This window comes from Flavobacterium sp. T12S277 (assembly GCF_048514875.1).
Classification (GTDB): domain Bacteria; phylum Bacteroidota; class Bacteroidia; order Flavobacteriales; family Flavobacteriaceae; genus Flavobacterium.
Window position 1 is genome coordinate 256,338 of record NZ_JBLYEG010000005.1, and the last position, 24,418, is coordinate 280,755.

Genomic DNA, 24,418 nt, shown 5'->3' on the forward strand with positions numbered 1-24,418 from the left:
ACTGTTTTTTAAGTCTTAGTGCCTTAGATTCTTAGCAACTTAGTAGCTTTTTTAGGTAACTATATTCAACATTTTTTGAGTAGCAATGATGGCTGCGACTGTTTGATCCGAATCGAGACCTCTTGTTTTAAATTCTTTTTCGTTGTTTACCCAGGTGATAATAGTTTCGCACAAAGCATCAGAGCTGCTTCCCGGGGGGATTCTTACCGCATAGTCAATTAACTTAGGAAGCGTTAGTTTTTTGCTTTTATAGATCTTGGATAAGGCATTCATAAAAGCGTCAAACTGACCGTCGCCCTGAGCATTCTCTTCGATGATTTCATCTCCGAATTTCAGGCATAAAGTCGTTGACGGACGCATTCCTTTGGAGTGCACTAATATATAGGACTCGATTTTTATTCTTTCTTCATAGGTATGACTGTCCAGAACATCAGAAATAATGTAGGGAAGGTCTTCCTTTGTTACGGTCTCTTTTTTGTCGCCCAGTTCGATAATTCTTTGGGTAACCAGCTTCAAATCTTCCTGATTCAGTTTTAAACCTAATTCCTGAAGGTTTTTTTCGATATTGGCTTTTCCGGAAGTTTTTCCTAAAGCATATTTTCGTTTTCTTCCAAAGCGCTCCGGAAGTAAATCATTAAAGTATAAATTGTTTTTATTGTCTCCGTCTGCATGAATTCCGGCAGTTTGGGTAAAGACATTGTCTCCAACAATTGGTTTGTTGGCAGGGATTCTGTAACCTGTAAAAGTTTCTACCAGTTTGCTTACGCTGTATAAAGAGGTCTCTTTGATGTTGATGCTTACCTCTGGCAGATAGTCGTTTATTACGGCTACTGTGCTTTCGAGCGGTGCATTTCCGGCACGTTCGCCCATTCCGTTTACGGTCACATGAAGTCCGTTGATACCGGCTTTTATGGCCTCCATAACATTGGCAACGCTTAAGTCGTAGTCGTTATGGGCATGGAAATCAAAATGGATTTTAGGGTATCGGGCTCTGATTTTTGAAAGGAACTCGAAAGTCAAAGACGGAATTAATACCCCCAGCGTATCCGGAAGTAAAATTCGTTTAATAGGTTGAGTTGCCAGGAAATCCAGAAATTGAAAAACATAGTCAGGAGAATTTCGCATTCCGTTGCTCCAGTCTTCTAAATACACATTGGTATCGATATTGTTTTCTTTTGCTAAAGTAACGATGTGTGCAATTTCAGCAAAATGTTGTTCGGGTGTTTTTTTTAATTGATGGGTGAGGTGATTCAATGAACCTTTAGTCAATAAATTCTGGACTCTTGCACCTGCTTTTTTCATCCACTCTATTGAAACGCCGCCATCTACAAACGATAAAACTTCGATGCGATCGATGTATCCTTTTTCGGCTGCCCAGGTGGTAATGCCTTTTACGGCCTGAAATTCTCCTTCGCTTACACGTGCAGAGGCTATTTCGATTCGGTCAATATTTAATTCATCCAATAGTAATTGTGCAATGGTCAGTTTTTCTGCAGCAGAAAATGATACTCCCGAGGTTTGTTCGCCGTCGCGGAGTGTTGTATCCATTATTTCAATTTTTCTCTTTTCCATATTGATTTTCGAAATTCCTTTCTACAGGTAAATTGTTGTTGTGTTGTTTGGTTTAAGTGATAAAGACCCGACAGATTTAAAAAAAAACCTACCGGGCCTCAAGGGACTGGACTTGATTTTTTAATAAGGAAGTTTATCGGCAAAAGCCACAATTTCTTCTTTAATATTTTGTAAATAATCAATGTCGTCAAAACCATTGATCATGTTGTTCTTTTTGTAACCGTTAATTGCAAATGATTCCCGTTGGCCTGTCGTCAACAAAGTAATCGTTTGATTCGGTAAGTTGATTTCTAATTCAGTTTTAGGATCAGCTTCGATTGCTTTGAAAATGGTATCTGCAAATTCAGGACTCACCTGAACCGGTAAAACTCCAATATTCAAACAGTTTCCTTTGAAGATATCGGCAAAGAAACTTGAAACTACAGCTCTAAATCCGTAATCGTAAACTGCCCAGGCAGCGTGTTCTCTTGAAGATCCTGAACCGAAGTTTTTTCCTCCAACAAGAATTTTTCCGCTATAAGTTGAATCGTTTAAAACGAAATCAGCTTTTGGAGTATCGTCTCCGTTGTATCTCCAGTCTCTAAACAGGTTGTCTCCAAAGCCTTCACGTTTAGTTGCTTTTAGAAAACGAGCCGGAATGATTTGATCGGTATCTACGTTTTCAATTGGCAGCGGCACCGCGCTGCTGGTAAGTATATTAAATTTATCGTATGCCATTTTTGTTTGCTTTAGGCTGTAGGCTATAAGCTTTAGGCTTTTCCTACAGTGTATTATTTTGTTTGCTTTAGGTAGTGAGCTATAAGCTGTGAGCCTTTTTTTTGAAAATCTGTTATAAGCTTAAAGCCTATTGCTTAAAGCTTATAGCAGGAATTAAAAGAGCTCTCTCGGGTCTGTTAGTTTTCCGGTAACAGCGGCAGCGGCAGCCATAATCGGACTTGCTAATAAGGTTCTTGAACCGGGACCCTGACGGCCTTCAAAATTTCGGTTAGAGGTACTTACTGCATATTTTCCGGCAGGAACCTTATCGTCGTTCATCGCTAAACAGGCAGAACAACCCGGCTGACGTAATACAAAACCGGCATCCGTAAGAATGTCTAAAATACCTTCTTCTTTAATTTGAGCTTCCACAACATGAGAACCGGGAACTAACCAGGCTGTAACGTTATCTGCTTTTTTTCTTCCTTTTACAATTTCGGCGAAAGCCCTGAAATCTTCAATACGTCCGTTGGTACAGCTTCCTAAGAAAACATAATCAATTGGTTTTCCAATCATCACATCGTCTTCACTGAATCCCATGTAAGCCAAAGATTTTTTGTAAGTTTCGGCACCGCCTTCAACCTGGTTGGCATTCGGAATATGTTTGGAGATACCAATTCCCATTCCTGGGTTAGTACCATAAGTAATCATTGGTTCAATATCTGCAGCATTGATGTTCAATTCGGCGTCAAAAATAGCGTCCGGATCCGTTTTTAATGTTTTCCAGTAGGCAACAGCTTTAGTCCAGGCTTCTCCTTTTGGAGCATATAATTTTCCTTCAAGGAAATCGAAAGTAGTCTGATCAGGAGCGATCATTCCGCCTCTCGCACCCATTTCAATACTAAGGTTACAAACCGTCATACGGCCTTCCATCGTCATATTTTCGAAAACATCTCCGGCATATTCAACAAAATAACCCGTTCCGCCAGAAGTGGTTAACTGAGCAATAATATATAGAGCAACGTCTTTTGGGCCAACGCCTTTGCTTAATTGACCGTTTACGTTAATACGCATTTTCTTTGGTTTTGGCTGCATGATACATTGAGTAGAAAGTACCATTTCAACTTCAGAGGTTCCGATACCAAAAGCAATAGCTCCAAAAGCACCATGAGTAGAGGTGTGTGAATCTCCGCAAACAATAGTAGCACCTGGCAAAGTAATTCCGTTTTCAGGACCTACTACGTGCACAATTCCATTTTTAATATGTCCCAATCCCCAGTGTGAAATCCCATATTCATTGGCATTGTCTTCAAGAGCCTGAAGCTGATTGGCTGATAACGGATCCTGAACTGGTAAATGTTGGTTAATCGTTGGTGTATTGTGGTCTGCAGTTGCAAAAGTACGTTCCGGGTATAAAACAGTAACGCCTCTGGCTTTCAATCCTAAAAAAGCAACAGGACTTGTAACTTCGTGAATGAAATGGCGGTCAATAAAAAACACATCTGGTCCATCTTCAATTTTACGCACTACATGTGAATCCCATACTTTGTCAAATAATGTCTTACTCATTTTTTATTTTTTTAATTGTAATTTCTATAATCACAGCAACTTCCTGCTTATATAATAGGAAAGCAAAATTAGAAAAAGCTGCAAAGTGGTCAATTTCAATATTCCATTATATACGATACCCAAACTGAAAATACAAATTGCGATTGGCTTTCGTACGATCAATTTTGGACCGTAAAAGGAATACCAAATGGGTTTTATTTTTCTTTTTCGGATTAATTTTTAACGAACGGCTTTTGTTTTTGATAGTCGGCGGAATCCCCTATAAATCACTATGAAATATGGTTTTTTGGTTTTAAAAATGTAACAAAATCAATAAAAACGACAATAATTGTTAATTTTTAATTCTTTTTTGAGTTTGTGAAAGGTCAAATACGAACACTTTTTAAAGCGGTTTCAATGCGTTTGACGGGTTTGATTGGCTGTAAAATTTTAATGGAAATAATACGACATCCAAGAACTGTATTTTTTTGTTTTTTAGAATGAAAATAAATGAAAAGAAGCAGGATTGTTTGGAAACAAATTGACCGCTAATGACGGCTATCTGACATTTGCTTCTAAAAGCAAGGGTTAATTTTGACTATTCTAATTTTTAAAAATAATATCATGAATTTAAATGAATTTGCGTACAAACTGGGAGTTGTGGGAACTGTGATTATTTTAGTCTGGGTTGGGCTTTTTAAGTTTACGGCGGTCGAAGCCGGAGCGATAAAAGAACTGGTTGAAAATCATTTTGCCATGGGCTGGATGTACAAAGTAATGTCGGTGCAGCAGGTTTCAAATCTTATCGGAATTTTTGAAGTACTGACCGGGATTGGTCTGTTGGCTTCTTTATTTTTAAGAAGAATTGGTTTTTATGCCGGTTTTGCGTCAGTGATTATATTTGTAACGACACTGAGTTTTTTAGTAACCACTCCGGGTGTTTTTAAAATGGTTGAAGGGTTTCCTGTAACCGATTTTTTTATTTTAAAAGACATTCCGTATCTGGCAATTTCGCTGCTGGTTTTTGTAAAAGGCAAAGAATAAAAAATATTGAGCGGTATTGATAAAAACCTACATTCTTTCTCTAAAAAAAGACTAAATTTGAACTTCCTCAATTTTGTATCTCAACTTTTTTTATAACTCATATAATCAGTGATTTAGGAGATGCGAAACTTAGAATTTGGAATTTTAAATTTGTCTTTTTATACCTATGTACTTAATATTCGATACCGAAACTACTGGATTACCAAAACGTTGGGACGCTCCAATAACCGATTCTGATAACTGGCCTCGCTGTATTCAGATCGCATGGCAGCTTCATGACGAAATGGGGCAGCTGATAGAACATCAGGATTATCTGGTGAAGCCTGACGGATTTAATATTCCGTACGATGCAGAACGTATTCATGGAATTTCGACAGAATTGGCTGATGCGGACGGAATCACCCTGGCCGAGGTTTTGGAGAAATTCAATATTGCTTTAAGTAAAACCAAGTTTATTGTTGGTCAGAATTTAGGTTTTGACGTTAATATTATGGGGGCCGAATTCCACAGAATGGGCGTGGATTCTCCTATGAGTTCGATGCCGGTTCTGGATACCTGTACCGAGGTTACGGCTTCGTTATTGCAGCTTCCGGGAGGTCGTGGAGGTAAGTTTAAATTACCAACCTTAACCGAGTTACACAGCTTTCTTTTCAATAAACCTTTCGCGGAAGCGCACAACGCAACTGCCGACGTTGAGGCAACTACGCGTTGTTTCCTGGAGTTAATCAGAAGAGAAGTTTTTACCAAAGAAGAGCTGGATGTTCCTAAAGATTATTTTAAGGAATTTCAAAACAGAAATCCACAGGAATTTCCGTTAATCGGATTAAAACATATCAATTTAAAGGCTGCTTCGGATAAAATTAGAGAGCAGTTAAAGGCTTTAGAATCTGTTGGAAAAGAACCTGCCGTTTCGCATTCTGACAGAGAAGATTTTAAAGCAGCAAAATATGCGCATTTGCACAATCATACGCAGTTTTCGGTATTGCAATCAACGATAGGAATTGGAAATATCGTTGCGGCTACTGCCAAGAATGGAATGCCGGCTGTTGCCATGACCGATACCGGAAACATGATGGGAGCTTTTCACTTTGTGAGCGCCGTTATGAATCACAATAAAGGGGCATCAGCAAAAAACAAAGCTTTGGTAGAAGCAGGTGAAGAGCCTACGGAAACAGAGATAAAACCGATTGTGGGCTGCGAATTTAATGTTTGTGAGAACCACCTGGATAAAAGTAAAAAAGACAATGGTAATCAGGTTGTATTATTAGCCAAAAACAAAAACGGTTATCACAATCTGGCCAAAATGTCGTCGATTGCCTTTACCAACGGATTTTATTATGTTCCGAGGATTGACCGTACCATTATTGAAAAATACAAAGAAGACATCATGGTGTTGTCGGGGAATTTATACGGAGAGATTCCGAGTAAAATTCTGAATATTGGTGAAAACCAGGCCGAAGAAGCTTTGATTTGGTGGAAAGAACAATTTGGAGATGATTTTTATCTGGAAGTGATGCGTCACAATCAGGAAGATGAAAACCGTGTAAACAAAACACTGATTGAATTTTCGAAAAAACACGATGTCAAATTAATTGCCACCAATAATACTTACTATTTAAATAAGGAAGACGCCAACGCCCACGACATTTTGCTGTGTGTAAAAGATGGTGAAAAACAAGCGACACCAATTGGCCGTGGCCGTGGATATCGTTACGGATTACCGAATCAGGAGTACTACTACAAGTCGGGAGAAGAGATGAAAAAGCTCTTTACCGATTTGCCGGATGCGATCATTAACATTCAGGAAATCATAGACAAAGTGGAAGGATACTCACTTTATCGCGATGTATTGCTTCCTAAATTTGATATTCCGGAAGAGTTTGTGGTTGCCGAAGATGAAGCTGATGGAGGTGTTAGGGGAGAGAACAAATATTTGCGCCATCTTACTATGGTGGGCGCAAAAAAACGATACGGAGAAATTACAGAGTCTATCCAGGAACGTTTGGATTTTGAGCTCCTGACCATTTCGAACTCCGGATATCCGGGTTACTTTTTGATCGTTCAGGATTTCATCGCCGAAGCCAGAAATATGGACGTTTCGGTGGGTCCCGGTCGTGGATCTGCTGCCGGTTCTGCGGTAGCGTATTGTTTAGGAATTACCAATATTGACCCGATTAAGTACGATTTGCTTTTTGAGCGTTTCTTAAATCCGGATCGTGTATCGATGCCCGATATTGATATCGATTTTGATGACGAGGGTCGTGGTCGTGTTATGGACTACGTAATTAATAAATACGGTCAAAATCAGGTAGCGCAAATTATTACCTATGGTAAAATGGCAACCAAATCTGCGATTCGTGATACGGCTCGTGTACTGGATTTACCATTGTTTGAAGCCGATAGAATTGCAAAACTGATTCCGGCAATGATGCCTTCCAAATGGAATTTAGCGCGTTTTATTTCAGAAAGCGAGGATGAAGTTAAAAAAGCACTTCGTTCTGATGAATACGACAATGTAAAAGAATTAATCGCCATTGCCAATGAAGATGATTTGGCGGGAGAAACCATTCAACAGGCAAAAATTCTTGAAGGATCGATGCGAAATACCGGAATTCACGCTTGTGGTGTAATCATTACGCCATCGGATATTACGAATTTCGTTCCCGTTACCACAGCAAAAGATTCTGATTTGTATGTGACCCAGTTTGATAACTCGGTAGCAGAAAGTGCAGGATTGCTGAAGATGGACTTCCTGGGTCTGAAGACCCTTACCCTGATAAAAGACACCGTTAAACTGGTAAAATATAGAAACGGAATTGATCTGGATCCCGATACATTTCCAATTGATGATGTGGAGACGTATGCACTGTTCCAAAGAGGAGAAACGGTTGGAATCTTCCAGTACGAGTCGCCCGGAATGCAGAAGTACATGAAGGATCTGAAGCCTACGGTTTTTGGAGATTTAATTGCAATGAATGCCCTATATCGTCCGGGACCTTTGGAGTATATTCCATCTTTCGTTCGAAGAAAAAATGGAGAAGAGGAAATCAAATACGATTTAGATGCCTGTGAAGAATATTTAGGAGAAACCTACGGAATTACGGTGTATCAGGAGCAGGTAATGCTTTTGTCGCAATCGCTGGCTGACTTTACAAAAGGTGAGGCCGACGTTTTGCGTAAGGCGATGGGTAAGAAACAAAAGGACGTACTGGACAAGATGAAGCCTAAATTTGTGGAGCAGGCCGCAAAAAAAGGTCATGATGCCAAAGTTCTGGAGAAAATCTGGAAAGACTGGGAGGCCTTTGCGAGTTACGCCTTCAACAAATCGCACTCGACTTGTTATGCCTGGATTGCTTATCAGACCGCTTACTTAAAAGCGCATTATCCGGCAGAATATATGGCGGCGGTTCTTTCGAATAACATGAACGATATCAAACAAGTGTCGTTTTTTATGGAAGAATGTAAACGAATGGGCTTGCAGGTTTTAGGACCGGACGTAAACGAATCTTACTATAAATTTACCGTAAATGACGAATATGCGGTTCGTTTTGGAATGGGAGCTATTAAAGGAGTTGGTTCCGGAGCCGTTGCAACTATTGTAGAAAACAGAAAAGACGGAAGATACAAATCGATTTTTGATTTGGCTAAGCGTATTGATTTGCGTGCTGCCAATAAAAAAGCAATTGAGAACCTGGCGCTGGCAGGAGGTTTCGATTCATTTGAAGGAACAACAAGAGCGCAGTATTTTCATGATGATGGCGACGGAATAACGTTTTATGAAAAAGCGATGCGTTACGGATCGAAATTTCAGGAAAACGAAAACTCGTCACAGGTAAGTTTATTTGGAGAAGCCAGTGAAGTGCAGATTGCTGAGCCTGTTGTACCACCGTGTGAAGACTGGAGTACCATGGAGAAACTGGCAAAGGAAAAAGAAGTAGTCGGAATTTATATTTCAGGACATCCGCTGGACGATTTTAGATTCGAGATGAAGTATTTCTGCAATAACCGCTTAGAATCTCTGAAAAGCATGAACGAATTTGTGGGTAAAAATCTAAATTTTGCCGGAATCATAAACAATGTTCAGCATCGTGTGGCCAAAAATGGAAAGGGCTGGGCGGTATTTAACTTAGAAGGTTATGACGAAAGTTATGAGTTTAAGATTTTTGGTGAAGAATATTTAAAATTCCGCCATTTCCTGATTCAGAACAACTTTGCTTTCATCAAAATATTAATAAAAGACGGCTGGGTCAATCATGACACCGGTAAAAAATCGGATCCAAGAATGCAGTTTGTTGAAATAAGGCAATTGCAGGATATTCTGGAGGCTTTTGCTAAAAAGTTGATTTTGTTATTGAACATAAAAGATCTGGGCGCCGAATTTATTCATAGATTAAGTCATTTGTTTAGTGAAAACAAAGGCGATAATTCAGTGACTTTTGAGATCATGGAATTAGAAAAAGTAAAGCGACTGGTTGAGGTAGAAACGCCAACAGATTTTGAAGAAACGGAAGATGCTGTTTTTGTAGAAGAAAATGATCGGGAAGATGGTATTGAAGAAACAAAAATTCAGGAAGTAAACGAAGTCGAAGAAATAAAGGTCGTGACCAAATTAACAATGCCAAGCCGCAGGTTAAAAGTTAAAATCTCAACTGAGTTATTGATGGAATTGGAAAAAATGCAGATCAATTTTAAGCTAAATTAAATTTTAACAGTTAAAATTTAAAAGAATGCATTTTTTTTAAGTTAAAATTATGCATGCATAATAGTTTTTTAGTAATATTGCTCAAAATTACAACGATTTCGTTCCAAGTCTAACATTGCAAACGGCAGGATTATGTTAAAATAATCTATGTTTGTAAAAATTAATTTAATCAAAATTATGAAAAAGAACCTATTTTTATTAGGATTATTAGTTTGCTCTATGGCCACAATGGCGCAAACAGAAAAAGCGGATAAACCAGAAAGCTGGTATTTTAAATTAGGAGGATCTTATTTTAATCAAACTGCTTCGACAGAATTTCCTGTTGTTGGAGGTCAATTGCCAAACAGAGATGTTTATGCAGGTACTTTAGCAAATAATAAATTAGCATCAAGAGAAAGTGTTACAGGATCTTTTGGACAAGGTTTCAGAAGTGGAGTTACTGCTGGTTATAGATTTTCAGCACGTTTAGGAGTTGAGATGTCAGCAAACTACTATGTTAGTAATGAAAAAACAATGTCTCAAACAACAAACAGACTTATTTCATATAATCCAGCTGTTAGCCCGGCAGCTACTTATGTAAGTTTTACAGCAAATGGTGAAATTAAAGCATTTGATTTAGCACCGGCAATTGTAATGTTTTTAGGAGAATCTCATGGTTTTGAACCGTATACTAAAGTTGGAGTTATTGTTCCGGTTCATGGTACATTAGATATTAAAACAGACAGACAATATTCTACTTTTGTAGGAGCTAATCAAGTTGCTTCAACAAATGCTTTCTCAAAAGATGTAGTTAAACCAAATCCAACACTTGGATTTATGGCGTCTTTAGGAACTTCTTATAAATTAGGAAAACACATTTCTGCTTTCGCTGAATTAGAATACCGTAACTTTACTGTACACGGAAAAACGAAAGAAACTACAATATATACTGAAAATGGTGTAGATAAATTAAATGAAACTACTGCTTTCAGAACGGCTTCATATTCTGCAATTCATACTAAATATGTAGATCATTTAGACGGAAGCTCTAACAATAAAGAATATAATGCAGCAGGATACGATTCTACTAAACCAATGAACGAATTAAGTTCTTACGTTGGAATTTCAGGTTTAGGATTGACTTTAGGTCTTAAATACAGCCTATAATTTTATAAAAGTTTTTTAGTTTTTTAAAAAAGAGGATATTCGTAACGAATATCCTCTTTTTTGTTTTTTGTTATTTCTTTTGCTTTTTGTCATTTCTCTTGTTTCTTGTCATTTCGACTAAAAGGAGAAATCACACAAGAAACTCCTCATAGAAAATCGCCAATCTTTGGCGAGCTGCTAGTGGATTCCTCATTCTTCGGAATGACACAAGAAACTCCGCATAGAAATTTGCCAATCTTTGGTGAGCTGCTAGTGGGATTTCTCCTTACGTCGAAATGACAAGGTTGTGGTTAAGGCTAATGATAACAGGAAAAAATCTGCGTTAAGCAAAGCTGCCAGTCCCTTTATTTTGAGTTCCTGAATTCCTTTAAAACTTCATCGATTACCCAGGTGGTTCTTGCGGCTGTTGTTCCTTTTGATGGAGAAAAATCCTCTTTGCCTAAAATTTCAGCAACCACAGTTTCAACAAGTGGCAATTGAATGTGAAGCGGATTTTCGATCGTGATACTTTCTTTTTCACCATTTGTATATTGAATATGAATGGGATCATTCCCGAAAGTAGAGAACGAAATCTTTCCTTTGTCGCCTACAATATCCGTATTGTCATAACGTTCAAAACTGGCAAAATTCCACAAACCGGTTCCGTGAATTCCGTTCTCGAATAAAAAAGACATAGAAACCGAATCTTCTGCCGGATAGGCTTTGAGTTGTGAGCTGGCATGTCCGCGAACTGATTTTATAGGTCCAAACACGAAGTCAAGAAAATCTAAAGTGTGGCAAGCCAAATCAACAAATATTCCACCACCGGAAATGTGCGGTAAAACCGTCCAGGGCAAATTGATTTCATCGTCATAACGCTTTTCAAACGAATGGTATAAAACGCAATTGACATGTCTGACAGTTCCAATTTTGTTTTGGTCGATTAGTTCTTTTATTTTTAGGAATCTTGGAAGACGTCTTCTGTAATAGGCAACAAATAGTGGTACATTGTGTTCTTTACAAACACGGATCATTTCATTGCATTCTTCAAAATTCAAAGCCATTGGTTTTTCCACGTAAACAGGTTTTCCGGCTTTGGCGCATAAAATGGTATATTCTTTATGAGATGATGGAGGTGTCGCAATATAAACGGCATCAACTTCAGGATCGTTAATTAAATCGATGGCGTTGGAATACCATTTAGGGACATTATGGCGTTTGGCGTAATCTTCAGCCAGAGCTGCATCCCTGCGCATAACAGCAACTAAAGCCGAATTGGAAGCTTTTTGAAAAGCAGGACCGCTTTTAACTTCAGTTACATTACCACAGCCTATAATTCCCCATTTTACAATTTTCATTTTTCTAGTTTTTTAGTTCTTTCAAATTTAAAAAGTTTGCCATGAATTACACGATTTTTTTTCAGCAGATTTATAAAGGTTAGCCGCGGATTAAAATGATTTTCACAGATTAAAAATCATAATCATCCGTTTAATCTGTGGCAAAAAAAAAACAGCCATGAATTCACGAATTATTTTTTATTCAGATTAATAGACACACAGCTTATAAAAATCACCATAATCCTTTTAATCTGTAGCTAAAAAAATAAAGCCACGAACTCACAAAATTAATTCGTGAATTCGCGGCTAAAAAAACTTAGCTTAAAGTATTACTTTTTAGGTAAAGCTTTAAAGCCCATATTGTAAAGTGTAAACGCTTGGATGTCTACGCTTTCCTGAATTGTTGCAGCAACAGATTTTCCTGCTCCGTGACCCGCTTTTACGTCAATACGAATTAAAACCGGATTGTTTCCTGTTTGTTTCTCTTGCAATTCAGAAGCAAATTTAAAACTGTGTGCAGGAACTACACGGTCATCGTGATCACCGGTTGTTACCATAGTTGCAGGGTACTGAACGCCTTTTTTTACGTTTTGTACCGGAGAGTATCCTTTAAGGTATTCAAACATTTCTTTGTTATCCTGTGAAGTTCCGTAATCGTAAGCCCAACCTGCACCAGCAGTAAAAGTATGGTAACGTAACATATCCATTACACCAACAGCCGGTAAGGCTACTTTCATTAAATCAGGACGTTGTGTCATAGTTGCTCCAACTAACAAACCTCCGTTAGAACCTCCGCGAATAGCAAGGAAGTCAGAAGAAGTGTATTTTTGTGCAATCAAATACTCACCTGCAGCAATAAAGTCGTCAAACACATTTTGCTTTTGCAATTTAGTTCCTGCATCGTGCCATTTTTTACCATATTCACCACCACCTCTTAAATTGGCAACCGCATAAACACCTCCATTTTCTAACCAAACGGCATTTGCAATACTGAAACTTGGCGTTAAACTAACGTTGAATCCACCATATCCATAAAGGATGGTTGGGTTTTTACCGTCTAATTTTAGTCCTTTTTTATACGTAATAATCATCGGGATTTTTGTTCCGTCTTTTGACGTATAGAATACTTGTTTTGATTCGTAATCCTCGCTTTTGAAATCAACTTTTGGTTTTTGATATACTTCTGACTTACCTGATTTTGGTTCGAAAGAATAAATTGTTCCCGGAGTTGTATAGTTTGTAAAGCTGTAGTATAACGTTTTCTCTTCTTTTTTTCCTCCAAATCCTCCTGCGGTTCCTACTGCCGGAAGTTTGATTTCACGGATTAGTTTTCCGCTGTAATCGTATTGTTGAACAAACGAAACGGCATCTTTGGTATAATTGGCAAAGAAGAATCCTCCACCTGTTGAAGGAGACAGGATGTCTTTCGTTTCTTTAATAAAATCTTTCCAGTTTTCAGGTTTCGGATTGCTTACATCAACGGTAACCACACGCGTGTTTGGTGCGTTTAAGTCCGTTTCGATAAACAATTTAGTTCCTTCATTCTCGATAATCTGATTGCTGCTGTTAAAATTGTCAACAATCGTTACAATCGGACTATTCGCTTTCGTTAAGTCTTTAATGAATAACTCGTTTCCGTAAGTAGAATTGGCCGCAGAAATTACCAGATATTTATCATCTTCAGTAACGTAACCACCTATATATCTACGTTTTTGATCGGCTCCGTAAATCACTTTGTCTTCTTTTTGAGAAGTTCCCAGTTTGTGGAAATACAATTTGTGCTGATCAGTTTTTGCAGATAATTCGCTTCCTTTTGGTTTGTCGTAACTAGAGTAGTAAAACCCACTGTTGCCATGCCATGAAACGCCGCTAAATTTTACATCCACCAAAGTATCTTCTAAAACTTTTTTAGAGATCGCATCGATGATGATTACTTTTCTCCAGTCGCTTCCTCCTTCAGAAATAGCATATGCAGCTTTTGAGCCGTCTTTAGAGAAATTTAATCCACCAAGAGAAGTTGTTCCGTCTTTAGAAAAAGTATTCGGATCTAAGAAAACCTCTTCTTTACCGTCTTTCCCTTTTCTATATACTACAGATTGATTCTGAAGTCCGTTGTTTTTAGAATAATACGTAAATTTTCCTTCTAAAAATGGAGCACTGATTTTCTCGTAGTTCCATAATTTTTCCATGCGTTTCTTAAGTTCATCTCGGAATGGAATTTTATCTAAATAACCGTAAGTTACCTCGTTTTGAGCCTTTACCCAGGCTCCTGTTTCAGCTGATTTGTCATCTTCAAGCCAACGATACGGATCGCTTACTTTAGTGTCAAAATACACATCAACAGTTTCGCCTTTTTTAGTTTCGGGATATTGGATTTTGTTTTGCCCGAATGAAATCCCTGCAGTTGTGATTGCCATTAGAAGAAATGTTTTTTTCATAATTTGTGTTTAACAGTTATAGCAAAAATAGCCTTTTTGTTGTGAAATAATAAGGATAAAAAGTTAAACCCTATACGACATATAAGCTTGCTTAGTCAGGATTTAACTGATTTAAGCTATAGGTCGCATAGGGTCTAAAAATGTTACAGATTGAAGTTAACTCCAAGTACAATATTTCGTCCGATATTCGGAATACCGTCCGTTTTTAGTCTGGATAGGTGCGCAATGTATTTTTTATCAAATAAATTGTTTCCGTTCAGGTTAACATCAAAAGCATGTTTGCCTAATTTTACTGTTCCTCCAAAACCTAAATTCACCAAAGTGTACCCTTTTGAAGCAGTCTCAAAACCACTTACTTTATCCTGACTAAAAGTCGAAGAAACGTTTAAAGAAGCATATCCTTCTTCAAACCAGTCTTTAATTTTGAACTCTGTTCTTAAAGTATTGTTCCAGTTGTTGGCAGGAATTAAAGGCAGGTAATCATTGTTTTGTTTTTTACCGGTAACGGTTTCAAAACTGGTTTCAAAATGCAACCAATCTAGTGGGTGCGGGTGAAAGTGCAATCCTGCTTCTCCTCCGTACAATTTGGCATTGTTCTGAACATAAGCAAAAACATCATTCTCATCGCGTACCTCACCAGTTGGAGAAGTGTAGATATAGTTGTTTACGTGATTGTAAAATCCGTTGATGAAAAATTCAAAATGAGTATTTTTGTATTCCAGATTTAAATCTGTCTGAACGTTTTGTTCGGTTTTCAAATTGCCGTTTCCAATTTCGTAGCGGTTTGTTCCTTCATGAACTCCGTTTGATGTTAGCTCGGCTAAATTTGGAGCTCTGAAACCTGTAGCCACATTCAATCGAAGTGTTAGTGGCTCGGCAAGCTTTGTTTTATATCCTAAAGAAGCATTAAAGCTGTCAAATGATCGGTCTAAAGGCTGAAAATAACCTTCTTCACCTTCAGTTCCGTGTGCTTCAGAAGTTACTTTTCGGTTGTCGAAACGCAGTCCGGCTTGTAAAACGTTATTGTTCCATTCGTAATTTGCAGTTCCAAAAGCACCAAAATCATTGGTAGTTGCATCCGGAATTAAATATTCTTCTCCTGAATTTTTATTGGTCTGGTGCATTCCCTGAACGCCCACAATAGTTTCGATTTTACCGAATTTTGGGAAATGATATTTGACATTGTAATTAAGAGTATTCAGTTTCATGTGAAGAGAAGCGTTGTTGCTGTCTTCAAATTCGCTTCTGTCATTAGCGATATAACCTAAATCAACATCCAGTTTTGAGTTTTCAAAGAAAATCACATTGTTCAAACTTAATAAATGATTGAAGATGCCTTGTCTTGGGAACATTGTATTTTTGCTTGACGATTGTTCTGCGATTCCTTCTTCCGGAATTCCAATGTCTAATTTGTTGTAATTGTATCGTAAAACACTTGAAAAACGGGAATTGCTGTATCCAACTCCGGTTTTAAAATCGGTTTCGTTATAGCGGGAATTGGTTACGCGGTCGCCATCGGCAATTTTGTAATCAGAGTGCGTGTTGAAACTTCCTCTGGCTAAAAACTTCCAGTTGTCCGTTGAGGTTTTTAGTCCGATAGAAGAATTGCTTCCTTGTGTATTGGTAAAATATTTTTGACTGAAATTAGCTTTAAACGTATTGGCATCGGCAAATTTCTCCGGATTAAAATATAAGACACCACCTAAGGCATCAGAGCCATACAATAAAGAGGCAGGCCCTTTGATGACTTCAACACTTTCTATTCCGGCATCATTAAGACCCAGTCCGTGTTCGTCACCAAATTGTTGATTTTCGATACGAACTCCCTGAGAATACACCAAAACGCGATTTCCGCTTAAACCTCTAATCACCGGTTTTCCAATCGAAGTTCCGGTAGAAATTTGAGAAACTCCGGGAATAGTCGCCAAACCTTCAATTAAAGTGGAAGTTCCTTTTTGTTGTAATGTTTTAATGCTTTCGTGTTCCACTTTCATTACGTTCTGCGATTGCAGTTTGTTGAAAGGTGTTGACACCACCACTTCATCCATTTCAAAAACAGATTCAGTAAGGGTAATGTCTAAGGTGTTTTCCTTTAGTAATTTAGCAATTGTTTTGCTTTGTGTTGTATAACCTATTATGGTAAAAGAAAGTCGGAAACTGCCGTTTGGGAGATTCTTAAATTCATATTTTCCGTTTTCATCTGTTGTAGTTCCTTTGTGTAGTTCAGCTGCATAAACAGATACGCCGGCTAAGGGTTTGTTTTGAAGATCGATTACAGTTCCCGATACCGAATTTTGGGCAGAAAGGATGCCCGTAAACCCTAAAATAAGGGCTAATATTAGTTTTTTCATTTGAAAATGATGCTATAGTTAATTGAATTTGCCTCTTCATCAGAAACTAAAATGAATAGTAAAACTTGCCGATCCTGAAAGTTTCAGGATGGGGAAATTCACTAATTTTTTAGAATTAGATAAAAAGATTTAGAATTGATTTCGTGTATTTCGAAATTTAGGAAACTATAGCTTGCGGAGGTCCGCGCAATAAATAGGCACTTTCTGAAAATGAAAAGATTCGTTCGGAAAGCGTAAAGAAATAGGGAATTTCGTTATCGAAATGGTGAAACTGAAGCGCCATTTCTTCGGGAACAACATAACTGCCAAAAGCAAAATGACAAACATAACATAAGTCATAATTATGGTGCTGATGTGTTATTTCACCACTTGGATCATTGTAATCGTGGTGGCATTGTTTTTCTGAAAGCTGCTTTACAATATGCTCATAACTGTGTATGGACTGAAAGAATATTGAGAACAATACCATCAGGGCCAAAGAAACACTTAGTATGAGTTGTTTTCTTTTCATCAAGGGCAAAGGTATAAAAGAAAGGAGAAAAATAGATTTATTTTTTAGATTCTGTTAACGATTCATTGAAAAAAGTTTAGAAAAAGCATTTTTTCGGAATCGAAAAGCGAATAATGACATTCAAATTGTATCCTGAACTAGCATTATATTATATTTGTAATTGAAATAAAACTCTCCTAAAAAACGTTTACTTGAAAAACTCTTTAAAACCAAAATACGATATGCGATTACTTTTTAGTTGTTTGTTTTTAGTATCGTTTTTTAATTCTTTTGCCCAGGAAGTTAAACCGGAGGTAAAGCCAGAAGTGAAGCCTGTGGTTAAAATCGATTCTTTGTATCGGGAAGATCAGTTTTATTTTTCGGTTACCTATAATCTTCTGACAAAGATTCCGCAGGGGCTTAAACAAAATAAATTTTCTGCCGGACTTTCTGCCGGTTTCCTGCGTGACATGCCAGTCAATAAAAGCAGAACCGTTGCCATTGCTACTGGTTTAGGTTTGAGTTATCAGAATTATAATCAAAATTTAACCATCGCCAAAGGGGCAGATGGAGCTTTGACCTATGAAGTAACCGATTATAATGATATTTCGTCCAACAGATACAAACAATATTCGGTTGATTTGCCAATAGAATTTCGCTGGAGAAATTCGACTTATGAAAGTACTAAATTCTGGAGAATCTATAGCGGATTTAAAGTAAGCTATGTATTCTCTAACAAATCCATTTTAGATACGGGGGAAGAAACGTTTAAAATTTCGAACAATCCGGATATCAACAAATTGCAATACAGCGTATATCTGGCTGTAGGGTATAACACCTGGAACCTTTATCTCAATTATGGATTAAGTCCTTTGTTTAAAGACGTAACAACGGTTTCCGGACAAAATATTAACGTAAGAACGCTTAATGCCGGATTGATATTCTACATTTTATAACCACAAATACAAAAACAAGAGCTGCGGTAAAATTCCAATAAAAGTTCCTATTACCAGTTCGTTAGGCGAGTGGGCTTCCATTTCTAAGCGTGAAGAAGCAACGATTCCCGTCATTAAAATCAGGAAAGCACTCCAATAAGGGTTTTGCATCTGAAGATGTATGTTTAGCCCAATCACAAAAATGGTGAATCCGCTGATGGCCATCATGTGCAAACTTGCTTTTATTTTAAACAACGAGCAAATCAAAGCCAAAATAGTACTAAACAAAGCACCGAGAAAGAAGAAGTGCAATTCAGGATATCGGGTAATGATAATGCTTCTTTTGACCAGTAAAATATATAAAAAACACTGTAAAATTAAAGGGATTTTGCGTTGTGAGGTCTCGTGAACCATAACCGAATTTACATGTCCTGTCGAACGAAGCAAAAGATAGAACAGTATGGGCACCAGAATAGTGATGATCAGAATCTGAAACAACACATAATATTTTTCCTGAGTACTAAAGAGATCCTGCTTGCAAAAAAGATAAAACAGGGTAGCATACATCGATATAAAAATAGGATGTAAGATATAGGAAAATGTAGGCAGAATTCTTTTCAAAACGTTGTATTTAGTGGTGTTAAGCAAATATAAACAAATAATGTTTTTTTGTTACGAATTGCACAAATTAGCACAAATTTTAACTTGCGCCCTATTTTTTTAATGCGACGGACATTTGTTTCAGGCAGATCGATCTGTTGAATAAGAAAAAATCTGCGAAAATCTTTTTTAATCTGTGGCCAAAGTAACCGCAAAGAACTAGCGAAAAGTCATGTAATTCGTGGCAAAAACACACAAAGAATTAGTACCAACTCGTGCCATTCGCGGCAAACTTTTTTTAGCAAGCTGTGGCAAAAATCACCACAAATAATTAGTGAAAATTTGTGATTTTGCTGGCAAACCTTTTTTTAAATTTGACAAAAAGAAAATCTTAATGAGCATAAATATAAAAAGCCTGATTCCGGTTCTCGAAGCCGAATGGATGGGTCCAGATTCTGATGTTTTCGTTGATCACATTTCGATCGACAGCCGTTCTCTACAAAACGGTTCTAAAACTTTGTTTATTGCCTTGTCAGGGGTTAATAATGATGCTCATTTGTATATAGAAGAACTTATAGACAAAGGAGTTCAGAATTTTGTGGTACAGTATATCCCGGAGAATGTAAAGGGGAAAGCTAGTTTTTTAGTGGTCAAAAATACGTTGCAGGCTTTACAGGAATTTGCGGGTTATTATCGCAAGCTGTTTACATTTCCTATCATCGGATTGACCGGAAGCAACGGTAAAACGATCGTAAAGGAATGGCTGAATTTTCTGTTGAGTCCCGACTATAATATTATCCGAAGCCCTAAAAGTTACAACTCTCAGGTAGGTGTTCCATTGTCTGTAATTGCGATTAATGAAAAACATAACCTGGGTATTTTCGAAGCCGGAATATCGACGGTCAATGAAATGGAGAAGCTCGAAAGAATCATTAAACCCAATATTGGAGTTTTAACGAGCATTGGTTCGGCACATGATGAGGGTTTTAAAAATCTGGAAGAAAAAATCGATCAAAAATTACTGCTGTTTAAGAATTCGGCCGTTATTATCTATCAGAATAATAAACTTGTAGATACCTGTCTGGCGAAACTAGAGCAGGAATATGTTTTACCCGAAAGAGTCCTTTTTTCATGGAGTTTTACTGAGGAATCGGCAGATGTTTTTGTGGTGAAGCGGGTGAATGAAGACGAAACAACGAGTATTCAGGCCCGTTATGGGAATGAAATTTTCGATTTCGAAATCCCATTCAGTGATTCGGCCTCCATCGAAAATGCGATCTCCTGTTTGTTGGTCATGCTTTATCTGAAGTACGATGCGGAAACCATTCAAAATCGATTTCAAAATTTGTATCCGGTACAAATGCGTCTTGAGGTTAAAAACGGAATCAACAATTGCAGTATTATCGATGACAGTTACAGTTCAGACTTTCAGTCGCTAAAAATTGCATTGGACTTTTTAGAAAGCCAGCAGAAAAAAAACGCTTCAAAAACGGTTATACTGTCGGATATTTTTCAAAGTGGATTTTCTAATGAAGAGCTGTACACAAAAGTAGCACAGTTAATTGCAGACAATAAAATAAACCGCGTTATAGCCATCGGAGCAACCATTTCTTCCTTTGCCTCTAAATTTTCGAATTGTACCACTTTTCAGAATACAGTCGAATTTATTACGCAAATTGAAAGTCTGAACTTTGAAAATGAAACCATTTTAATCAAAGGAGCGAGATCATTTCAGTTTGAAGAAATTGTGTCCTTGCTGGAAGAGAAAACCCATGAAACGATACTAGAGATTAACCTGAATTCGATTAGTCATAACCTCAATTATTATAAATCAAAACTAGCTTCCGGTGTGAAGCTGATGGTCATGGTTAAGGCCTTTGGTTACGGAAATGGAGGATTGGAAATTGGCAAATTGCTCGAACATCACAAGGTAGATTATTTGGGAGTGGCATTTGCCGATGAAGGGATTTCACTTAAAAACGGCGGGATAAAGTTGCCAATCATGGTTCTGAATCCGGAATCGACCAGCTTTCCTTCAATCATACAATACCATTTAGAGCCCGAAATTTATAGTGTTAAGGGACTAAAAGCCTTTTTGAAAATTGCCAGAGAAAAGAATTTAAAAGACTTTCCGATTCACATCAAACTGGATACCGGAATGCACCGTCTGGGTTTTGAAGAAGACACTTTAGGTGAATTAATTGAAACTCTGAGAGGAAATTCGACCGTAAAAGTAAAAAGTGTACTGTCGCATTTGGCAACCAGTGATGAGGAAAAACATTTTGATTTTGTGAGATCTCAGATTCGTTTGTTTGAGACTTTGTCCGTAAAATTAATTACAGCCTTAAATATTAACCCTATTCGCCATATTCTGAACACTTCCGGAATAAGTAACTTTCCGGATGCGCAATACAATATGGTGCGTTTGGGAATTGGTTTGTATGGTGTATCCAACGATCCGGCCGAGCAGAAGTACCTCGAAAATGTGGGAACTTTAAAATCGATTATTTCTCAGGTGCGAACAATTCCGTCGGGAGACAGCGTGGGTTACGGACGCCGTTTTATGGCACAGAAAGAAACCAGAGTCGCTACAATTCCTATTGGTTATGCAGACGGAATTTCGCGTTTATGGGGCAATCAGGTAGGTTATGTGGTGATTAAGAATCAAAAAGCATTCATTTTAGGAAGCGTTTGTATGGACATGCTCATGGTAGATGTAAGCGAGATTGATTGTAAAGAAGGAGATTCAGTAATCATTTTTGGAGAAAATCCGACGGTTGTCGAAATGGCAACAGCCTTAAAAACAATACCCTACGAAATCATGACCAGCATCTCGCAACGGGTAAAAAGAGTGTTTTTTAGATAATCTTAACAAATTGTCAGGAAAATTGTGTATTTTCGAGATCAATTAAGTATAAACTAAAATAATCGATTATGGGATTTTTTGCAGATTTTAAAGCTTCTTTGCTAAAAGGTGATGTGCTTAGTTTAGCGACGGCTGTCGTTATTGGTGGTGCATTTGGAAAAATAGTGGGTTCTGCTGTAGACGATATTATTATGCCAGTTGTTGGTTTACTTACAGGAGGAATTGATTTTACTCAAAAATTTGTTACACTGGATGGCAATGCGTATCCAAATTTGGCAGCTGCTAAAGCCGCCGGAGCTGCAGTAATTACGTATGGAAATTTAGTTCAGGCGATAATTAATTTTGTAATTATATCGTTTTTCGTATTTGTTGTACTGAGAGCTGCTGAAAAAGCGAAGAAAAAAGAACCTGTGGTTGCGGCACCTGCCGGACCAACTCAAGAAGAGCTACTTACGCAAATTAGAGATTTGCTTAAAAAATAATTCCGCTACACTAAGTCTAACTTAACCGTTCCTTAATTGGGGCGGTTTTTTTGTTTTTGTTTGTTTTGTAACATTTTGTTATTTTTTGTGAAGAGCGTTGTTTTGACTTTTATTATGTATACTTTTGCATAACGAAATAGATTAATTCATACTAAAAATATAAAAATGAGAATAGCCGTTGTAGGTGCCACTGGTATGGTTGGCGAAGTAATGCTTAGAGTTTTAGCAGAAAGAAATTTTCCTGTTACCGAGTTAATTCCTGTAGCTTCTGAGAAATCAGTAGGAAAAGAAATCGAATACAAAGGAACAAAATATAAAGTGGTAGGATTGCAAACAGCAGTTGATATGAAAGCTGATATTGCGGTTTTTTCAGCCGGAGGAGAGACTTCACTGGAATGGGCACCAAAATTTGCTGCAGCCGGAACAACTGTTATTGATAATTCATCGGCTTGGAGAATGGACCCGACTAAGAAATTAGTAGTTCCGGAAATCAATGCTTCGACTTTAACCAAAGAAGATAAAATTATTGCAAACCCAAACTGTTCAACCATTCAAATGGTGTTGACATTGGCTCCTTTGCACAGAAAATACAATATTAAAAGAATTATCGTTTCTACTTATCAGTCGATCACCGGAACTGGAGTAAAAGCAGTAAGACAGTTGGAAAATGAGTACGCAGGAGTTCAGGGAGAGTTGGCTTACAAATATCCAATTCACAGAAATGCTATTCCACATTGCGACAGTTTTGAAGAAAACGGATACACTAAAGAAGAGATGAAATTGGTTCGTGAGACTCAAAAGATTCTTGGAGACAACACCATCAGAGTAACGGCTACTGCAGTTCGTGTACCAGTTGTTGGCGGACATAGCGAGGCAGTAAATGTTGAGTTTACGAATGACTTCGATGTAAACGAAGTTCGTGAAATTCTGCACAATACTGATGGAGTAGTGGTACAGGATAATTTAGATACTTTTACTTATCCAATGCCATTATATGCAGAGGGTAAAAATGATGTCTTTGTGGGTAGAATTCGTCGTGACGAAAGCCAGCCAAATACATTGAACCTATGGATTGTTGCCGATAACCTGAGAAAAGGAGCTGCAACCAACACCATTCAAATCGCTGAGTATTTAATTGCAGCCGGTTTGGTATAAACAGAGATTAAATAAAATTGTTATAAAGAGAAAACCGTAATTGCAGCAGTGCAGTTGCGGTTTTTTTGATGCTTAAATTTCAATTAAAAACCATAAATTAGCTACTATAAATAGCAATGATATGAACTTCGATAATTATAAAATCATACCCAATTACAAGACCAATAAAACCGATTTGTTCGTGGCCGATGAAGAAGAGATTCTGGCTTGTGAGAAAACCTTAAATATTACTTTCGATGAAGATTACAAAGCATACGTTTCAGAATTTGGGAGTGGAATACTTGGTGGAACTTACGTAAGGATTTATCTTCCTGAAACGATTGTACTAACGTTGGAAGGATGGAAAAGCCGCATCACTGAGTATTGGTTCTGGGACGAAGGAAAAGAGGTGCTTACTAAAGAGGAAGTGCTGGGTTCTGTTAGAATTGGAGATACCTACGATGGTGACGAGATTATTCTTTTAAAAAGCGAATACTTTATTCTGCCAAGGCATAGCGAAATGATCTATAAAGCAGGGAATACGCTTGAAGAGACCATAACCTGGCTGTGTTCGTCAGGAATCCTTACAGAAGCATTTTCTGAAAGAGAATTTGAGCCTTTTAATCCGAATAGTATCAAAGAATAAAAAGTAAACCTGATTTTCTAAACCTGTCGGGTTTATTAACGCAACAGCCATAAAAAAAGCGAGAATTTTAGTTCTCGCTTTTTTTGTGCTTTAATATTCCGGGGCTAGTTCTAATTCCAGACCTTCTAATTCAGTAGTAATTGGAATCTGACAACCTAAGCGGCTATTTGATTTAACATAAAATGCTTCCGACAGCATGGCTTCTTCTTCATCCCCCATTTCTGGTAACGCAACATCATTTAAAACATAACATTGGCAGGAAGCACACATGGCCATTCCGCCACAGGTTCCTTCAACAGGAAGCTCATATGCTTTGCACAACTCCATTATGTTCATTGCCATATCAGTTGGAGCTTGTAACTCGTGTATAACTCCTTCTCGATCTTTAATCTTTATTAATACATCCATTTTAATTAGTGGAATTTTACTGATTCGGATTTTATAACGTGAAA

At 37.6% G+C, this 24,418-nt stretch carries 17 protein-coding genes; 8 read left to right on the forward strand and 9 right to left on the reverse strand.

Annotated elements, in window-relative coordinates:
- Positions 1–51: 51 nt before the first annotated feature.
- From ACN1CN_RS10375 to leuC, 3 genes are all read right to left on the reverse strand, one after another.
- A complete protein-coding gene (locus ACN1CN_RS10375; protein ID WP_291284893.1) occupies positions 52–1,572 on the reverse strand; it encodes an alpha-isopropylmalate synthase regulatory domain-containing protein in 1,521 nt (506 codons plus the stop codon).
- A gap of 120 nt (positions 1,573–1,692) precedes the next feature.
- The gene (gene leuD / locus ACN1CN_RS10380) at positions 1,693–2,289 is read right to left on the reverse strand and encodes a 3-isopropylmalate dehydratase small subunit (RefSeq protein WP_419135601.1); all 597 of its coding nucleotides are present in this window, start codon (positions 2,287–2,289) and stop codon (positions 1,693–1,695) included.
- Between the two features lie 153 nt (positions 2,290–2,442).
- The gene (leuC, locus tag ACN1CN_RS10385) at positions 2,443–3,837 is read right to left on the reverse strand and encodes a 3-isopropylmalate dehydratase large subunit (protein WP_419135602.1); all 1,395 of its coding nucleotides are present in this window, start codon (positions 3,835–3,837) and stop codon (positions 2,443–2,445) included.
- A 603-nt stretch (positions 3,838–4,440) separates the two neighbouring features.
- Here leuC and ACN1CN_RS10390 point away from each other — a divergent pair.
- From ACN1CN_RS10390 to ACN1CN_RS10400, 3 genes are all read left to right on the forward strand, one after another.
- On the forward strand, positions 4,441–4,860 hold the full coding sequence (locus ACN1CN_RS10390) for a DUF417 family protein (protein WP_291284891.1): 420 nt from the start codon (positions 4,441–4,443) through the stop codon (positions 4,858–4,860).
- Between the two features lie 166 nt (positions 4,861–5,026).
- Complete coding sequence (gene dnaE / locus ACN1CN_RS10395) at positions 5,027–9,562, forward strand: DNA polymerase III subunit alpha (protein WP_264526038.1); 4,536 nt, start codon at positions 5,027–5,029, stop codon at positions 9,560–9,562.
- 177 nt (positions 9,563–9,739) lie between these two features.
- Entirely contained in the window at positions 9,740–10,708 is a 969-nt protein-coding gene (locus tag ACN1CN_RS10400) for an outer membrane beta-barrel protein (protein ID WP_264526039.1), read from the forward strand.
- A 344-nt stretch (positions 10,709–11,052) separates the two neighbouring features.
- On the opposite strand, the gene ACN1CN_RS10405 is transcribed toward ACN1CN_RS10400, so the two are convergent.
- The 4 genes from ACN1CN_RS10405 to ACN1CN_RS10420 all read right to left on the reverse strand — a co-directional run bounded on the left by ACN1CN_RS10405 (position 11,053) and on the right by ACN1CN_RS10420 (position 17,324).
- Positions 11,053–12,045 carry a Gfo/Idh/MocA family protein gene (locus tag ACN1CN_RS10405; RefSeq protein WP_264526040.1) on the reverse strand — a complete coding sequence of 331 codons (993 nt, stop codon included), beginning with the start codon at positions 12,043–12,045 and terminating at the stop codon, positions 11,053–11,055.
- Between the two features lie 308 nt (positions 12,046–12,353).
- Positions 12,354–14,462 (reverse strand): prolyl oligopeptidase family serine peptidase, encoded by a 2,109-nt coding sequence (locus ACN1CN_RS10410; protein ID WP_419135603.1) that lies wholly within the window; start codon positions 14,460–14,462, stop codon positions 12,354–12,356.
- A gap of 143 nt (positions 14,463–14,605) precedes the next feature.
- Positions 14,606–16,813 carry a TonB-dependent receptor gene (locus ACN1CN_RS10415; protein WP_419135604.1) on the reverse strand — a complete coding sequence of 736 codons (2,208 nt, stop codon included), beginning with the start codon at positions 16,811–16,813 and terminating at the stop codon, positions 14,606–14,608.
- Between the two features lie 157 nt (positions 16,814–16,970).
- Positions 16,971–17,324: a hypothetical protein gene (locus ACN1CN_RS10420; protein ID WP_263362458.1), complete on the reverse strand. Its 354-nt coding sequence runs from the start codon at positions 17,322–17,324 to the stop codon at positions 16,971–16,973.
- Positions 17,325–17,545: 221 nt separating this feature from the next.
- Here ACN1CN_RS10420 and ACN1CN_RS10425 point away from each other — a divergent pair, with 221 nt between their 5' ends.
- The gene (locus ACN1CN_RS10425; RefSeq protein WP_264526373.1) at positions 17,546–18,259 is read left to right on the forward strand and encodes a porin family protein; all 714 of its coding nucleotides are present in this window, start codon (positions 17,546–17,548) and stop codon (positions 18,257–18,259) included.
- Here the strand turns inward: ACN1CN_RS10425 and ACN1CN_RS10430 are convergent.
- Entirely contained in the window at positions 18,254–18,859 is a 606-nt protein-coding gene (locus tag ACN1CN_RS10430) for a hypothetical protein (RefSeq protein WP_264526043.1), read from the reverse strand. The genes ACN1CN_RS10425 and ACN1CN_RS10430 overlap by 6 nt on opposite strands.
- 373 nt (positions 18,860–19,232) lie before the next feature.
- Between ACN1CN_RS10430 and ACN1CN_RS10435 the strand changes: the two genes are divergently transcribed.
- The 4 genes from ACN1CN_RS10435 (at position 19,233) to ACN1CN_RS10450 (ending at position 23,966) form a co-directional block, all read left to right on the forward strand.
- Positions 19,233–21,704 (forward strand): bifunctional UDP-N-acetylmuramoyl-tripeptide:D-alanyl-D-alanine ligase/alanine racemase, encoded by a 2,472-nt coding sequence (locus ACN1CN_RS10435; protein ID WP_419135605.1) that lies wholly within the window; start codon positions 19,233–19,235, stop codon positions 21,702–21,704.
- A gap of 68 nt (positions 21,705–21,772) precedes the next feature.
- Positions 21,773–22,186, forward strand: a complete 414-nt coding sequence (gene mscL / locus ACN1CN_RS10440) for a large conductance mechanosensitive channel protein MscL (RefSeq protein ID WP_264526045.1) — start codon at positions 21,773–21,775, stop codon at positions 22,184–22,186.
- A gap of 165 nt (positions 22,187–22,351) precedes the next feature.
- Complete coding sequence (locus ACN1CN_RS10445; protein ID WP_264526046.1) at positions 22,352–23,341, forward strand: aspartate-semialdehyde dehydrogenase; 990 nt, start codon at positions 22,352–22,354, stop codon at positions 23,339–23,341.
- Positions 23,342–23,462: 121 nt separating this feature from the next.
- Positions 23,463–23,966 (forward strand): SMI1/KNR4 family protein, encoded by a 504-nt coding sequence (locus ACN1CN_RS10450; RefSeq protein ID WP_419135606.1) that lies wholly within the window; start codon positions 23,463–23,465, stop codon positions 23,964–23,966.
- Positions 23,967–24,056: 90 nt separating this feature from the next.
- Here the strand turns inward: ACN1CN_RS10450 and ACN1CN_RS10455 are convergent, their stop codons facing one another.
- Positions 24,057–24,374: a 2Fe-2S iron-sulfur cluster-binding protein gene (locus tag ACN1CN_RS10455; RefSeq protein WP_026982672.1), complete on the reverse strand. Its 318-nt coding sequence runs from the start codon at positions 24,372–24,374 to the stop codon at positions 24,057–24,059.
- Between the last annotated feature and the right edge of the window lie 44 nt (positions 24,375–24,418).

Excerpts from the sequence above, each read along its gene's own strand:
- ACN1CN_RS10375 (WP_291284893.1), bottom strand. The coding sequence starts at position 1,572 with ATGGAAAAGAGAAAAATTGAAATAATGGATACAACACTCCGCGACGGC.
- leuD (WP_419135601.1), bottom strand. The coding sequence starts at position 2,289 with ATGGCATACGATAAATTTAATATACTTACCAGCAGCGCGGTGCCGCTG.
- leuC (WP_419135602.1), bottom strand. The coding sequence starts at position 3,837 with ATGAGTAAGACATTATTTGACAAAGTATGGGATTCACATGTAGTGCGT.
- ACN1CN_RS10390 (WP_291284891.1), top strand. The coding sequence starts at position 4,441 with ATGAATTTAAATGAATTTGCGTACAAACTGGGAGTTGTGGGAACTGTG.
- dnaE (WP_264526038.1), top strand. The coding sequence starts at position 5,027 with ATGTACTTAATATTCGATACCGAAACTACTGGATTACCAAAACGTTGG.
- ACN1CN_RS10400 (WP_264526039.1), top strand. The coding sequence starts at position 9,740 with ATGAAAAAGAACCTATTTTTATTAGGATTATTAGTTTGCTCTATGGCC.
- ACN1CN_RS10405 (WP_264526040.1), bottom strand. The coding sequence starts at position 12,045 with ATGAAAATTGTAAAATGGGGAATTATAGGCTGTGGTAATGTAACTGAA.
- ACN1CN_RS10410 (WP_419135603.1), bottom strand. The coding sequence starts at position 14,462 with ATGAAAAAAACATTTCTTCTAATGGCAATCACAACTGCAGGGATTTCA.
- ACN1CN_RS10415 (WP_419135604.1), bottom strand. The coding sequence starts at position 16,813 with ATGAAAAAACTAATATTAGCCCTTATTTTAGGGTTTACGGGCATCCTT.
- ACN1CN_RS10420 (WP_263362458.1), bottom strand. The coding sequence starts at position 17,324 with ATGAAAAGAAAACAACTCATACTAAGTGTTTCTTTGGCCCTGATGGTA.
- ACN1CN_RS10425 (WP_264526373.1), top strand. The coding sequence starts at position 17,546 with ATGCGATTACTTTTTAGTTGTTTGTTTTTAGTATCGTTTTTTAATTCT.
- ACN1CN_RS10435 (WP_419135605.1), top strand. The coding sequence starts at position 19,233 with ATGAGCATAAATATAAAAAGCCTGATTCCGGTTCTCGAAGCCGAATGG.
- mscL (WP_264526045.1), top strand. The coding sequence starts at position 21,773 with ATGGGATTTTTTGCAGATTTTAAAGCTTCTTTGCTAAAAGGTGATGTG.
- ACN1CN_RS10445 (WP_264526046.1), top strand. The coding sequence starts at position 22,352 with ATGAGAATAGCCGTTGTAGGTGCCACTGGTATGGTTGGCGAAGTAATG.
- ACN1CN_RS10450 (WP_419135606.1), top strand. The coding sequence starts at position 23,463 with ATGAACTTCGATAATTATAAAATCATACCCAATTACAAGACCAATAAA.
- ACN1CN_RS10455 (WP_026982672.1), bottom strand. The coding sequence starts at position 24,374 with ATGGATGTATTAATAAAGATTAAAGATCGAGAAGGAGTTATACACGAG.